Origin of the sequence: Aeromonas sp. ZOR0002 (genome assembly GCF_963866995.1) — a bacterium.
Lineage (GTDB): Bacteria > Pseudomonadota > Gammaproteobacteria > Enterobacterales > Aeromonadaceae > Aeromonas > Aeromonas caviae.
Genome location: NZ_CAWMFQ010000330.1, coordinates 24066 through 38366, shown reverse-complemented (window position 1 = coordinate 38366; position 14301 = coordinate 24066). Strand labels below are relative to the sequence as shown.

Genomic DNA, 14301 nt, shown 5'->3' with positions numbered 1-14301 from the left:
CTGCAGGATCAGCGGCTGCCGGTGGAGGCGGAGCAGCTGGTCATCGGCCTTGGCACCGACGGCCTGCACGCCTGGGGCAACCTCTACAACGATCTGGTGGGCAAGATAAGGCTGGTGATCGCGGGTCGCGAGATGGGGCTGGCGGAGGCGAGCAACCTGCTCTCCAGCCCGGATCGGGCCCTGCGCAAAGAGGCCTTCGATGCCATCAGCGCCGGCTGGGAAGGGGAGCAGGAGACGGTGGCGGCCATCCTCAACGCCCTCAACGGCTGGCGCCTGGAGCTCTCGCGCCAGCGCGGCAAACACCGGCGCCTCGATGCCCTGGATCTCTCCTGCCACCAGAGCCACATCGAGCGGGCGACCCTGGATACCCTGATGGCGGAGACCTGGCAGGCCCGCCATCTGGGCCAGCGAGCCCTGGGGCTGATGGCCGGTCACCTCGGCCTCGAGGTGCTGGGGCCGGAGGATCTCTTTGCGCCGCCCCCTGCCGCCAGCCGCCGGGAGATCCCCTTCGAGGAGGCGGTCGACATCATCGCCCAGGCCTTCGCGCGCTTTGACCCCGAGATGGGGGACTTTGCCCGCATGATGGCCGAGCGCGGCTGGATTGATGCCGCCCCCACCCCCAACCGGCGCACCGGGGCCTATTGCACCAAGTTTGCCGAGCCGGTGGAGCCGCGGGTCTTCATCACCTATGCGGGCACCATGGACAACGTCATCACGCTGGCCCACGAGCTCGGTCACGCCTGGCACAACTGGCTCATCCGCGACTTGCCCATGAGCCAGCGCAGCTACCCCATGACGCTCGCGGAGACCGCCTCCATCTTCGCCGAGACCCTGGTGCGCAGCGCCCTCTACGAGCAGGCCCGAAGCGCCGAGGAGCGTCTGGCCATCGCCTGGGCGGATGCCGATGGCGCCGCCACCTTCCTGGTCAACATCCCGGCCCGTTTCGACTTCGAGCGGGCCCTGGTGGCCGAGCGCGAGCAGGGCTATGTGTTGTCGGCCCGGCTCAAGGGGCTCACCGACGAGGCCTGGGGGCGCTGGTACGAGCAGAGCCTCGACCGTTATCACCCCCTGTTCTGGGCCGCCAAGGCGCACTTCTCCATCGCGGGCTTCGGTTTTTACAACTACCCCTACCTCTTTGGCTATCTGTTCAGCCTCGGGGTCTATCAGCAGCTGATGAGCCGCCAGGCCGCAGGGGAGGCGGGGGTGGCGAAGGCCTACCGCGCCCTGCTGCGAGACACAGGTCGCATGAGCGCCGAAGAACTGGTCGAACGGCATTTGGGGCAGGACATTCGAAAACCCGCCTTCTGGCAGGGGAGCCTGGCCCTGGTGGAAGCGGCGGTGGCGCGCTTCGCCCAGTGCGGCAGTTAACCTCGCCAGACCCGGTTTGCGCCATGTCCCGCCGGGGCATGGCGCTGCCACAGCGGCCCCGGCGCGCTGTTTGGTGGCCCGAAGGGGCGTGATCCAAAGCAAGAAAGTGGGATGTTTTGGTGGCGCAAGGCCCTGTCGCTGGGGTAGTTTCGATAGAACCGACACAGTTTTTGAGGTCTTGTCCATGATCATCTATCTGCATGGCTTTGATGCCACCAGCCCCGGCAATCATGAAAAAGTGCTGCAGTTGCAGTTTATCGATGATGATGTGCGTTTCGTGCACTACAGCACGGTTCACCCCCGCCACGACATGAGCCATCTGCTCAAGGAAGTGAAGAAGCAGCTCGACATGAGCACCGATCCCAAACCCCTCATCTGCGGCGTGGGCCTGGGTGGCTACTGGAGCGAGCGGATCGGGTTTCTGTGCGGCATCAAGCAGGTGGTCTTCAACCCCAATCTGCACCCGGAAGAGAACATGCAGGGCAAGATCGACAGGCCGGAGGAGTACGAGGACATCGGCACCAAGTGTGTAACCGAATTTCGTAATAAAAATTCAGGAAACTGCCTGTGCATCCTTTCCGTTCAGGATGAAATCCGCGATAATCGGGACACTGAACGTGAATTGAAGAACTATTACGACATCGTATGGGATGAGCGCGAGACCCATAAGTTCAAGAACATCTCGCACCATCTGCAACGGATGAAGGCCTTCAAAGAAGCCTGAGCCATCACGTCAACCGATTTCGTTTTAGGGAGCCAATGGCTCCCTTTCGTTTTGAGGAACCAAGGAAAATCATCATGATGAATATTGTCGTTGTAGGCGGTGGCGCCGGTGGTCTCGAGCTTGCGACCAGCCTGGGCCGCAAGCTGGGCAAGAAGAACAAGGCCAGGATCACCCTGGTGGATCGCAATCGCACCCACCTGTGGAAACCCCTGCTGCACGAAGTGGCCACCGGCTCCATGGATGCGGGCATCGACGCCCTGAGCTACCAGTCCCACGCCAAGAACCACGGCTTTGAATTCCAGCTCGGCAGCCTGACCGACATCAAGCGCGACGAGAAACGCATCGTGCTGGCGCCGATCCACGACGAGAGCGGCGCCCTGGTGGTCAACGAGCGGGAAGTGGCTTACGACATCCTGGTGATGGCCATCGGCTCCGTCTCCAACGACTTCAACACCAAGGGCATCAAGGATCACTGCATCTTCCTGGACAGCCCCTCCCAGGCGCACCGCTTCTACAACAGCATGATGAACCGCTTCCTGCAGTTCGCCACCGAATACCAGCCCGGTGACAAGGTGAAGATCGCCATCGTCGGCGGCGGCGCCACCGGCGTCGAACTCTCTGCCGAGCTCTACAACGCGGTGGAGCAGCTCTACGCCTACGGCTTCAAGAACCTCACCACCGACAGTCTCAAGGTGACCCTGGTGGAAGCGGGCCCCCGCATCCTGCCGGCCCTGCCGGAGCGCATCAGCGGCTCCGCCCATCAGGAGCTGGTGAAGCTGGGCGTGGACGTGCGCACCGCCACCATGATCACCGAAGCGACCAGCGATGGTCTGCACACCAAGGATGGGGAGCTGATTGAAGCAGACCTCATGGTGTGGGCCGCGGGCATCAAGGCGCCGGACTTCATGAAGGAGATCGCGGGCCTGGAAACCAACCGCATCAACCAGCTGGTGGTCCACGAGACCCTGCAGACTACCCGGGACGAGAACATCTTCGTCATCGGCGACTGCGCCGCTTGCCCGCAGCCGGACGGCAAGTTCGTGCCGCCCCGCGCCCAGTCCGCCCACCAGATGGCGACCCAGGCGTTCAAGAACATCCTGGCCAAGATGAACGGCGGCGAGATGAAGCCCTACCGCTATCACGATCATGGCTCCCTGGTCTCCTTGAGCCGCTTCTCCACCGTGGGCAGCCTGATGGGTAACCTGATGCGCGGCTCCATGATGGTAGAAGGCTACATCGCGCGCATCGTCTACATCTCCCTCTACCGGATGCACCAGGTCGCCCTGCACGGCTACATCAAGACCGGCCTCATCATGCTGGTGGGCCGCATCAACCGGGTGCTGCGCCCGAGCATGAAGCTGCACTGAGTGCATGGCGGCTGCCGCTGCGAACATCAAAAAGGAGAGGCTTGCCTCTCCTTTTTTTATGGCCGACGCGGGCCGACGCTAGAAACGTCTGCCGTAGTTGAGGGCGAAGAAGTAGAGGGCCGGGGTGGGGTAGCGGCCCGAGAGATCCCGCTCATCGACGCTGGCGCTCTCCATGTGGATGTACTCAAACCCGGCTCCCAGGGTCTCCTGAGGGGTGAGCGCATAGGTGACACCGGTGCCGAGCCGCAACGCGCTGCCGCTTGGCGCCGTGAGGGAGGTGTGATCTTGATCCCGGTAGGCACTGGTGTCGTACGCTACGCCGCCATTGAGGGTCCATTGGGGCGTCAGCGCGTGCTGGAGCCCGAGCGCCAGGTGGTAACTGCCCTGATAGAGCCCCTTCTGCGGGGCGGTGCGGTCAAAGATGGTGACTTCGTTGTCGTTGTAGCGGCTCCAGTCCTGCCAGCCCAGATTGCCCATGATGGCCCAGTCGTGGGCCAGAGTATGAAAGGCGCTCACCATCAGCTGCTGGGGGCTGTTGACCATGCCGGACAGGGGCAGGGTGGCGCTGATGCCGGGCAGGTTGGGGCGCGAGAAGGTGATGGTGCGGTCGATGGCGAAGTGGTAGGTCACCTCGCTGGCATAGCCGAGCCCGAATCGGGTCTCTGGATTGCGCTCATAGAGGAGCCCCAGCTTGGCATTGAGGGCCCAGTCTCCGTCGTCCTGCTTCTGCTCCCCGCCACTGCCCTCCCGGGTGAGGGAGAACAGGCCGTAGTTGATGCCGACCCCGGCCCCGAGCGACCAGTGCTCGTCGAGGCGATAGGCGATAGGCGATGGATGGTTGCAGGGTGAGGCCGATCAGGGTGGCCTTCTTGATGAGCTGCTTGCCAGCCCAGTCGCCAAAATCGAGCCCCAGCCCGAAGTTGCCATAGAGCGCCAGGCCCGCCGACCAGCGATCATCGAGCTGCTGGCTGTAGTAGGCGGAGGCCGCGGGGAACCAGCCGACGACGGTATCGACATCCCCCTTCGCGGGATCGTCCAGATCGTAGGGCAGGTCCCCGTAGAGCAGTTGCCCGCCGAGGGTGAGGTGGCGCCCCTCCAGCCGGGTCAGGCCGGCGGGGTTCACCAGTTGCACGGTGGCATCCTGGGCCCTGGCGGCCATGCCGGCGGCGGCCAGGCCGAGATCATTGGTGCCGGTTTCGTACAGGTAGAGACCGGCCCCCTCGGCGGGGGCGTTCAACATGGCGGTCAGGGGCAACAGCAGCAGTGTCCGTTTCATCAAGGTCCCTCTTTCATCGTGGCTGAGAAGCCCTCTCCCCAGCGTCGGTGCCCATCCTTGCATTCCCGGGGAAAGTGGCACGACACAGGCAGTATAGATGGCACCTTGATGAGCGTGGCGGGCACGATGCACGGGGCGCCCCGCCACGCCGGGCTTATGCTTTGGCCAACACCTTGCTACCATGACGGCAACGGTGCTTCGCGCACCCAGCTCAACTCACAGGAGACCTCATGATCCTCTCAACCACCCCCACCCTGGAAGGCAAGACCATTCGCGAGTACCGCGGCATTGTCGTGGGCGAAGCCATCCTCGGCGCCAACATCTTCAAGGATCTGTTCGCCGGCATCCGCGACATCATCGGCGGTCGCTCCGGCGCCTACGAAAAAGAGCTGGCCCGGGCCCGGGAGATCGCCTTCGAGGAGCTCAAGGAGCGTGCCCAGGCGCTGGGGGCCAACGCCGTGGTGGGCATCGACATCGACTACGAGGTGGTGGGCCAGAACGGCAGCATGCTGATGGTCAGCATCAGCGGCACCGCCGTGGTGATCTAGCCCGCCAGCGTCCGGCCCTGCATGGCCAAACGCCCCGTCACAAGCCGACCCCTAGGTCGGCTTTTTGTTGGGTGTGGCGCGCAAAGGTGGGTGCAAGTGAGTGGGGCTCAAGGCCTGAACGTATCGAATGCCCCGATGGTTCTGGGCTGGTCGGGAATGAGAGAAAAAGCGGCCCGGCCCGGAGAAGGTGCGGGAACATGGGGGGGGGGCACAGGGCCTGAAGGTCGGCAAAGTTGTTCAATTTTACTATTCGATAATGAGTTATCGTTTGATATGTCTAAACAAAAAATGACCTGTCATGGGTCGTAGAGCCCAGGTTGGGACGAACATGGCGAGGTGCAGGCGGCACTGTTCTCGCATCCCGCCCATAAAAAGAGGCCGCCCGGGCGACCTCTTTGTCGTCTGCTAGTTCGCTGCGGATCAGGGCAGGGCATCGGGCCGGAAGGTGTTGCAAGGATCTGTGTCCCTCGTGTCTCAATCGATCAGGGCAATGCATCGGGCCGGAAGCTGGCGCGGATCTGCGGCACCAGGGGAGAGGGGTCGAAGCCTTTCTCCTCCCCGAGAACCGGGTGGAGCAGGGGTTGGTCACGGATGGGGGTGAGGTCCCCCGCCAGCAGTTGCCTTGTGGCCTGGCCCATCTGGTAGAGCTGGCGCACCGGGTCGAACTGGCGGGCGAGATCCAGCCCGTCCCCGGCCCGGGTGAAGGCCATCATGGGGATCTGGTAGCTGGCATCCCGTGGCGGTTTGGCGCCGTGGATGCCCTTGCCGGCCGACATCAGGAAGGGCTGGTGGTCCCCGAAGGCCACCACCAGGTAGCGCTTGCCGGAGTTGTCCAGGGTCTTGAGCAGCCGCTCCAGGGAGGCCATGGCATCCACCACCCCGGTGTAGTAGGTGTTGAGCAACTGGGTATCCGCCGGGCTCTGATCCGGGCAGGCGCCGCTGCGCTGCTGGGCCCGGTAGCGATCCCCGTCGAAGGGGCCGTGCCCCTGCATGGTGACCGCGTAGGCGAACAGGGGCTGATCGTCCTGGTTGCTGCGTTTGAGCAGGTGATCGATGAGGGCATCGTCGGAGATGTAGAGCCCCTTGTGCTCGAGGGCGGTGAAGCGGGTATCGAACCAGCGCTCCTGGTAGCCGAGGGCCGGGATCGCCTTGGCGCGGCCCCAGAACTTCTCCACATAGGGGTGGGCGAACAGGGTCTGGTAGCCGCTTTGGGCTGCGCTGCGCGCAAGGCCGGGCACCTTGTCCGAGAGGTAGTAGTAGGGCACCACCCCCTGTTTGAGCAGGCCCACCGGCAGGCCGGTGTTCATCTCGAACTCCGCCAGTACCGTCATGCCACCCGTGGTGGGGGAGTGGATGGTCTTGCGCCATTGGGCCACGCTGGCGGGCAGACTCAAGGTGGGGGCGGGGGCGCAGAGACGGCCCTGCCAGTCAAGCCAGAGTGACTCGTATTGCAGCACGATCACCAGATCGAAGCGGGGAGCCCTGGGCTGGGCGGGCAGGCTCAGCTCCGGGGTGCGCTCGTTGATCTGCAAGGGGTAGCGAAACACGTTGCCGCTTTGCAGCATCTCGTCCACCAGGTTGAACAGGTAGAGGCCGGGGCCGGCGCGGATGATGTCCCTGTGGTAGTTCACCGCCCTGTCCACGTAGCGGATGTTGGCCCCGAGCAGCTTGTTGCCGGTCTGGGTGGCGAACACGCAGAGGGCAAAGAAGGCGGCGGTGGCGGCGGCGGTGCGCAGCAAGCCCCGCAGGATCCAGCGGGAGAGGGCGAAGCGCCACACCAGAAAGAGGAGCCCCAGCACGACGAGCACCGGCACCACAGGGTGCTGATCGAGCAGGATGTGCAGCAGGGCCAGCAGGTTGCCCAGATCGTCCCCCCCCAGCGGCACCCCGTAGATGGCGATCTTCATGAAGTTGGCGAGCAGCCCGATGCCCGAGAGGGCGGTGAAGAGCAGCCCCATATAGAGGCTGAAGCCCGCGAGGGCGCAGAGGCTCCAGCCCAGCACCATGCTGCCCCAGGCGAGGTAGTAGTGCTCTGGCCGAAAGCCCGACCAGAACAGGAATTCCCCCAGCTTGAACACCACGAAGCCGTGGAGCAGCACGAAGGTGAGGTTGCCAAGCAGCAGGCTGCCTGCCACCCGGGCGCGGTAGCTTCGGCGCAGCCGCGGCAGCAGGGCCTTGAGCACGGCGGCGCTCACCAGCAGCACCAGCAGCAGGCTGGTCATCAGGTAGAGGAGGTTGAAACCGCGCTCCGGCAGGGTCTGGAGGATCTGGCTGTATTCGGCGCTCTCCGGCCTGTCTGCCAGCAGCAGCCCGATGCGCAGCTGGTAGCGGCTGTCCAGGGCGTCGTCGGGGGCGCGCAGGGCGCTGTTGAGGCTCAGGGTGCAGCGCTCCTTGCGGCACTTCTGGCGCTTGTCCACCGCCTGGCTCAGCTGATCGATGCGCACCCCTTTGTCGTTGAGCAGCTCCACCCGCACCTTGTCCCCCTCCTGCAGGGGTTTGAGCAGTTGCCACTGGCTGCGCACCACCAGATAGAAGCCCCGGTTGTCACTTTTGTAGAGCAGGCTGTAGCGATGGAGGGTGGCGATGGGCTGATCCGCCGGGCCCAGAATGAGGGGGGCGGCACGCCCGAGCCAGCTGACGGGGTTGAGCAGCGGCAGGGCGAGGGTCAGCAGCAGCAGGGCGGTCAGCAGACCCAGCAACAGCCCGGCCAGGGGCTGGGAGGCGGGGCGGTGGCCGGTGACGGGGGCATTCATAAGGGCTCATCCTTGGAGCGGTCATGGCAGCGACGACTGCCTCTATTTTGACCCGATGGTGCGTGGCTTGTTCCTTGATGTCAATTTAATGACAACAAGATGAATATTCCGTGATGAGCACTGTGAAGCAATTTGTGATCCCGATCCGCCAGGGGCACTCATTCTGTGATGAAAGCGTCATCATGAGCCTTTGCCGCTGGTCTGGGAGGGGGGCGCTGTTTAGTCTCTCAGTAACGGTTGGAGGTACATGTATGAATCCCAAAGTTGCGGCGCGTCAGGCCAGATTGCTCCAGATGCTGGAGAGCAAAGAAGAGATCCGGATCGGGCGGGAGCGGGACTGCCCCCTGCCGCTGCCCCAGCTCGTCCGGCTGACCGAGGATCACCCGGACGTCGTCAAGGTCTACGGTCACGGGCTCACCGCCGAGGTGTTCCATCTCAAGGTGGAGGGGCACCACTGGTGCCTGAAACGCTGCCGCCAGGACTCTCTGGTGGCCAATGTGGACGGCAAGACCGCCTTTCTCACCGAGCTGGAGCGGCGTCGGGAGATAGAGAGCCTGCGGGAGCTGCACCCCACCATCCTCTCCAACGTGGTCTGCACCAGTTTCGGCTCCGCCCGGGCCGGGGTGCTGGTCTCCCCCTGGCTGCGGGGGGAGCCGGTGCGCACGCTCTGCGAGCGCAACCTGGCGCAGATGCTGGCGGTGGAGGCGGAGCTGGCCCGCTGGGGCTGGTTTGACTGGGATCCGAGCCCGGGCAACCTGCTGGATGACGGCCAGCATATCTCGGTGTTCGATTTTGGCTACATGTGGCCCTTCGATCCCCTGCACGAGTTCAACTCCAACGGCCTCACCGATCCCGACTTCCATGTGCCTGAGCGGCTGGAAACCCGCACCCTCTCCGGGCTCTGGCTGGACGAGGCGGATCCCTTGCCGCTGTTTCGCCGCTGGCGCGAGCTCTGCCTCGCCTGGGCCAGGGGAGAGCTGCAATACCTGTCGCGGGAGGGGGCGAGCGCCCCCGTGCTGGCGCGGATGCAGGGACTGGTGGGGGAGTGGAGTGCGGCGCTGGCAAGCGACGAGGCGCTGGCGGCCAACTGGTGGCGCGACATGTACCGCAGCCATCGGCTCGACATCCTGGACGACCTCAGCGGAAAGAGCTGCGGCCCGCTCACCCTGCGCCGCCTCGACTGGCTGGAGCAGGCGGTACGGGAGCACTTCCCGGCCCTGGTGGACAATCTGGCCCCTGACGAAGCGGGGCTCGGTCAGGCCGGGTTGCTGCAACGGCTGGGAGGGCTGCGCGAGCAGATCCGGGCCAATCTGCTGCCCACCCGGGCCACCCTGGTCACCAGCTGATGGTGAAAGAAGAGTGACAAGAGGGGCGCCGCGGCGCCCCTCTTTGCTGAGTGGGGAAGGCCGCCCCGGGTGATGGGGCGGAGGAGGCTCGTTGTGTGCCAGCGCCGGGGCGACTCAGTCGAGCAGTTCCCGGTGCAGGCAGTTGACGATGTGGCCCGCCTCGTCCTCTTTGACCAGGAAGCAGAGGTTGTGAGCGCTGGCGCCGTAGCAGATCATCCGGATGTTGTGCTCGCGGATGGCGTCGAACACCTGGCTGCCTACCCCGGCCGCCTCGCTCATGCGGTTGCCGATGAGCGCCACAAGGGCGAAGCCGGTCTCCACTTCCACCTTGCACAGCTGGCCGAGCTCCGCCAGCACCTTGTCGTTCAGGATGGGTTCGCCGTTGCTCTGGCTGCCGGTGTGATCCAGGGTCAGGGAGACGCTCACCTCGGAGGTGGTGATGAGATCCACCGAGATGCGGTGACGGGCCAGGATGCCGAACACCTCGGCCAGGAAGCCGTAGGCGTGGAACATGTTGAGGCTGTGCAGGGTCACCAGCACCTGCTGGCGGCGCAGGGCCACGGCCCGGAACAGCGGGTTGCTGCGGGTGGTGGCGCGGATCCAGGTACCACCGGCGGCGGGATCCTTGGCGGAGCCCACGAACACCGGGATGTCCTGGCGCAGCGCGGGTTGCAGGGTGGCCGGGTGCAGCACCTTGGCGCCGAAGGTGGCCATCTCCGCCGCCTCCACGAAGCTGATTTCGGGGATGGGGCGGGCGCGAGTGACCAGGCGGGGATCCGTGGTATAGATGCCGGGCACGTCGGTCCAGATCTCGATGCTGCCTGCGTCCAGGGCCTCGGCCAGGAGGGCCGCGCTGTAGTCGGAGCCGCCACGGCCGAGGGTGGTGGTGCGGCCATCGCCGTCGGCACCGATGAAGCCCTGGGTGATGACCAGGCTGTCACCCAGCAACGGGCCCACCGCCTGCTGGCAGAGGGCGCGGGTCGCCGCGAGATCCACGGTGGCCTTGCCAAAGCGGCTGTCGGTGCGCAGCAGTTGGCGCGCATCCTGCCACTGGGCCTTGACCCCGCGCTGGTGCAGGAGTTCGGTAAAGAGACGGGTGGACATCAGCTCGCCGCAGGCGATGAGGCGATCGGCGAGTTCGGCGTCGGTGTGCTGACTGGCCTGGCGGGCCATGGTGCGAATGTCGCCAAGCTGGGCATGGATGAGGGCGCTCACGTCGCTCGGGTTGCCAAGGGCGGCCAGAATGGCCAGCTGGATGTCGGCAAGCCTGGCGAGCTGAGCATCCTGTCCGGCTTCGTCCAGTTCACCCTGAGCCAGGCTCACCAGCAGGTTGGTGACGCCGGCGCTGGCGCTCAGCACCACCACCCGGGTCGCCGGATTGGCCAGCACCACGTCGGCGCAGTGGTTCATGGCCGCGGCATTGGCGACGCTGGTTCCGCCAAACTTGGCGACATTGATCGGGTTCATTGCATACTCCTGTCTCAAGGTGAAAATCCGGTTTCATCGGGCAAATAGAGAGGAGGAGGCAAAAAATGGCAGGAAAACGCGAGGATCCCGGCCAGAAGCACTCCACCTGCAGAGCCCATCCCGTACCCGCCCCAAGGTGGGGCGCGGTGTGGGATGACCACTACCGATGACAACCCGGGGGATTCAGCCCCCGCAGCCGACGTGGCGGTGTCCAGTCACTCGCCTCGTCTCGGCGCTGCTCCCCCTGACCCAAGTTCACCGGACACTGGTGTCCTCCCCTGGGCTGCCTGGGCAGCGCTCCTCTTCTGGTGCCACCTGTGACAGGTGGCGTGCATGTACAAATACCTTGGTCTGGATTGCACTGTCAATCGAGTTCGTAAAAAAGAACAAAATTGACGGTAACCAGGCACAAGATCAATCAGTTACGAAATGGTCTTGGACAAAACCTTGGAGCGACGCTGCCAGTTGTAGAAGCGCTGGCGCTCCACCGGCAGATCTTCGACTTCCAGGGGATCGAAGCCCCGCTCCCGGAACCAGTGGATGGAGCGGGTGGTGAGCACGAACAGGCGACGGATGCCGAGCCGCTTGGCCCGCTCGGCCACCTTGGCGATCAGGGTGTCTCCCCGGTTGGAGTTGCGATACTCCGGGTGGATGGCGACGCAGGCCATCTCGGCCATGGCTTCTTCCATGAAACAATAGAGCGCCGCGCAGCCGATGATGAGGCCGTCCCGCTCGATGATGGTGAACTTGTCTATCTCCATCTCCAGCTGCTCCCGGGAGCGGCGCACCAGGATCCCTTCCTCCTCCAGCGGACGGATGAGATCCAGGATGCCGCCGATGTCCTCAATGGTGGCGGCCCTCGCCCGCTCGGCGCTTTCGCGCACGATCTGGGTACCCAGCCCCTCGCGGCTGAACAGCTCCTGCAGCATGGCGCCGTCGTCCTGATAGCTCACCAGGTGGGAGCGGGGCACGCCACCCCGGCAGGAGGCGATGGCCGCGCGCAGGTAGCGGGCGGTGCCTGACATCTCTTCCCCCGCCTGCTCCAGCGCCACCAGCAGCTCTTCGGCCTGCTCGGGGAAGAGCTCGGAGATGGCCTCCCCGTGCCTGTCCATGACCCCCTGGGTGCTGCTGAAGCAGATGAGCTTGTCGGCTTTGAGATCCACCGCCACCCGGCGGGCCACCTCTTCCGAGCTCAGGTTGAAGCTCTCGCCGGTGACCGAGCAGCCAATGGGGGAGATGAGCACCAGGCCGTGCTGATCCAGCTGGCGGGTGATCCCCTCCACATCGATGCGACGCACCCGGCCGCTGTGGCAGAAGTCGATGCCGTCATCCACACCCAGCGGCTGGGCGGTGACGAAGTTGCCGCTCACCACGCTGATGCGGGCCCCCTGCATGGGGGTGTTGGCGAGGCCCATGGAGAGCTGGGCGGTGATGTCGTATTGCAGACCGCCGCACACCTGCTTGATGATGGCGAAACTGGCATCGTCGGTGACCCGGATCCGCTTGTGATACTGGGCCTGGATGCCGGCGCGGGCCAGGGCCTCGTCATTTTGCGGACGCGAACCAAACACCAGCACCAGGCGGATCCCCAAGGTCTGCAGCAGGGCGATGTCGCTGACGATGTTGGCGAAATTGGGGTGACAAATGGCTTCCCCGCCGATCATCAGGACGAAGGTGGCACCCCGGTGCACATTGACATAGGGGGTGGATTGCCGAAAGGCATGGACCAGGCTGGGTTCGCGTTCACGCACGTGTTTCATTCCATAAAAAAGCAGCAATTCGCCCAATATATGAAAATAAATTCACAAATCAAGACTAAATATCGACTTGGTGTTTTTTTGTCGCCATTTTGACCAGTGCGGGTGGGGAGGGGAAGACGCAGGCGAGGGCGGGAGGGTCGCCCCGGGGGCCGCTCCCTGGTTGATCCGGGCTAATAACCTGATATCTTCGGTGTTCCTTTTCGTCAGCCGCATTGCGCGGGGTTTTATACAAGGACAGGGCATATGGAGCAGATTATTTCACCGGCAGAGGCGCTGCCGGGACGGCGGGAAGCGCTGGAGATTGGCCAGGTGCACGCAGTAAACGGCCACCCGACCCAGGGGCCCTGGCCCGAGGGGATGGAGCTTGCCTGGTTCGGCATGGGCTGTTTCTGGGGTGTGGAGCGTCTGTTCTGGCAGCAGCCCGGGGTCTATTCCACCGCCGCCGGGTATCAGGGGGGGCTGACCCCCAATCCCACCTACAAGGAGGTGTGCAGCGGCCTGACCGGCCACGCCGAGACGGTGCAGGTGGTGTTCGATCCCAAGGTCATCAGCTATGGGGATCTCGTCAAGCTGTTCTGGGAACACCATGATCCGGCCCAGGGGATGCGCCAGGGTGGCGACATCGGCACCCAGTATCGCTCCGACATCTTCGTCGGGGACGACACCCAGGAGGCGATTGCCCAGCAGAGCCTGGCCGCCTACCAGCAGGCCATGACGGCGAGCGGTGACGGGCGCACCATCACCACCCGCATCCTGCCGCTTGCCCCCTTCTACTATGCCGAGGATTATCACCAGCAATATCTGGAGAAGAATCCCGAGGGGTATTGCGGCCTGGGGGGCATCGGCGTCTGCCTGCCTCCCAGCCTGAATCGCTGAGGCGTCATTGCATACCACGGGGGCCATCAGGCCCCCGTGTCATTGTGATGAAAAATAATTGAAAAAAATGCGTCAGGTGGGGAACTAAACTGAACCCTGGCTGACCAACAGGGTAGCGACCACGGATGGTTGCCAAGACCAGACACATTTTTTTGCCCCGAAATTCATTACTCTGACAAGCGCGATGAATTGACAATGCTAGCAAGCAGGGCTGCCCGATGAGGCGGCCCTTTTCATTGGGCGTCCCGCCCACTCCTCGCCTCATTGCATCTCGTCCCCTTGCCGTCACGGCAGGGGAGGGGTCAGCTGATGGTGCTGTCGAACAGGTTCTTGATGAGGTCGATGAACTCGATGAGGAAGGCTTGCTGGGCTTCGCTGGGGGCGGACAACCAGACGGCGGAGAGCACCTCTTCCAGGTCGGCGACCACGGCATCGGCCTCCTGCATGATCAGGAAGCGCACCTTGGGGTCGAGCTGGGGGTTCTGCTCGCAGATGGCCATCAGGTTGTCGGCCACCCGGCTGCTCACCAGATCCTCGATGGTCTGGGCGCCGCCGCCTTGTTGCTGGCTCTCGAACAGACCCAGACTCTCTACCAGATACTCGATCAGCGCAATGTAACCGTCGCTCTCTACCACCATGATGGCTGCCCTTTCTTCATTGCCTTGGGGAAATGGTGCGTATTTTAGTGGCTGAACCCGTCATGGCAAGCGACAGTGGAGCCGATGGCGGATAAATTGGACACCGCCGCGCTCCACGGTTTCCAATCCGGTCAGCAGGAAGCCGTGACGCAGGAAGAGGGCGAGGCTGAAGGCGCTC

Annotated in this window: 12 protein-coding genes, 1 pseudogene and 1 riboswitch; of the genes and pseudogenes, 6 read left to right on the top strand and 7 right to left on the bottom strand. The window is 64.1% G+C overall.

The genetic code is table 11. The features are described 5' to 3' along the window. From AACR77_RS17780 to AACR77_RS17770, 3 genes are all read left to right on the top strand, one after another. The coding region (locus AACR77_RS17780; RefSeq protein WP_042883104.1) for a M3 family oligoendopeptidase at positions 1-1368 on the top strand (1368 nt) is incomplete at its 5' end. A 184-nt stretch (positions 1369-1552) separates the two neighbouring features. Then, complete coding sequence (gene ycfP / locus AACR77_RS17775) at positions 1553-2092, top strand: alpha/beta hydrolase YcfP (RefSeq protein ID WP_005331594.1); 540 nt, start codon at positions 1553-1555, stop codon at positions 2090-2092. 74 nt (positions 2093-2166) lie between these two features. After that, positions 2167-3459: an NAD(P)/FAD-dependent oxidoreductase gene (locus tag AACR77_RS17770; RefSeq protein ID WP_039038963.1), complete on the top strand. Its 1293-nt coding sequence runs from the start codon at positions 2167-2169 to the stop codon at positions 3457-3459. A gap of 78 nt (positions 3460-3537) precedes the next feature. On the opposite strand, the gene AACR77_RS17765 is transcribed toward AACR77_RS17770, so the two are convergent. Both AACR77_RS17765 and AACR77_RS17760 read right to left on the bottom strand, forming a co-directional pair. After that, a complete protein-coding gene (locus tag AACR77_RS17765; RefSeq protein WP_197055503.1) occupies positions 3538-4236 on the bottom strand; it encodes an OmpP1/FadL family transporter in 699 nt (232 codons plus the stop codon). After that, positions 4133-4735, bottom strand: coding sequence for an OmpP1/FadL family transporter (locus AACR77_RS17760; protein ID WP_052224825.1), 603 nt, complete (start codon positions 4733-4735; stop codon positions 4133-4135). Before AACR77_RS17760 ends, AACR77_RS17765 begins: the two co-directional genes overlap by 104 nt. A 230-nt stretch (positions 4736-4965) precedes the next feature. Here AACR77_RS17760 and AACR77_RS17755 point away from each other — a divergent pair, with 230 nt between their 5' ends. Then, entirely contained in the window at positions 4966-5283 is a 318-nt protein-coding gene (locus AACR77_RS17755; protein WP_010674360.1) for a heavy metal-binding domain-containing protein, read from the top strand. Between the two features lie 482 nt (positions 5284-5765). Here AACR77_RS17755 and AACR77_RS17750 read toward each other — a convergent pair whose 3' ends face one another. Then, entirely contained in the window at positions 5766-8036 is a 2271-nt protein-coding gene (locus tag AACR77_RS17750) for an LTA synthase family protein (RefSeq protein ID WP_042883102.1), read from the bottom strand. A 251-nt stretch (positions 8037-8287) separates the two neighbouring features. Here AACR77_RS17750 and AACR77_RS17745 point away from each other — a divergent pair, with 251 nt between their 5' ends. After that, positions 8288-9382 (top strand): hypothetical protein, encoded by a 1095-nt coding sequence (locus AACR77_RS17745; protein WP_010674362.1) that lies wholly within the window; start codon positions 8288-8290, stop codon positions 9380-9382. A 114-nt stretch (positions 9383-9496) separates the two neighbouring features. Here the strand turns inward: AACR77_RS17745 and lysC are convergent, their stop codons facing one another. Together lysC and argA are read right to left on the bottom strand one after the other, a co-directional pair. Further along, the gene (gene lysC, locus AACR77_RS17740; RefSeq protein WP_010674363.1) at positions 9497-10849 is read right to left on the bottom strand and encodes a lysine-sensitive aspartokinase 3; all 1353 of its coding nucleotides are present in this window, start codon (positions 10847-10849) and stop codon (positions 9497-9499) included. Positions 10850-10936: 87 nt separating this feature from the next. Beyond that, positions 10937-11162, bottom strand: a riboswitch (Lysine riboswitch). 109 nt (positions 11163-11271) lie between these two features. Next, the gene (argA, locus tag AACR77_RS17735; protein ID WP_041215931.1) at positions 11272-12600 is read right to left on the bottom strand and encodes an amino-acid N-acetyltransferase; all 1329 of its coding nucleotides are present in this window, start codon (positions 12598-12600) and stop codon (positions 11272-11274) included. Between the two features lie 252 nt (positions 12601-12852). Between argA and msrA the strand changes: the two genes are divergently transcribed. Next, on the top strand, positions 12853-13485 hold the full coding sequence (gene msrA / locus AACR77_RS17730) for a peptide-methionine (S)-S-oxide reductase MsrA (RefSeq protein WP_042883100.1): 633 nt from the start codon (positions 12853-12855) through the stop codon (positions 13483-13485). Between the two features lie 302 nt (positions 13486-13787). On the opposite strand, the gene AACR77_RS17725 is transcribed toward msrA, so the two are convergent. Both AACR77_RS17725 and AACR77_RS17720 read right to left on the bottom strand, forming a co-directional pair. Then, a complete protein-coding gene (locus tag AACR77_RS17725) occupies positions 13788-14123 on the bottom strand; it encodes a DUF3802 family protein (protein WP_010674366.1) in 336 nt (111 codons plus the stop codon). Between the two features lie 60 nt (positions 14124-14183). Beyond that, positions 14184-14301, bottom strand: a pseudogene (locus AACR77_RS17720) (GNAT family N-acetyltransferase); the annotation flags it as partial.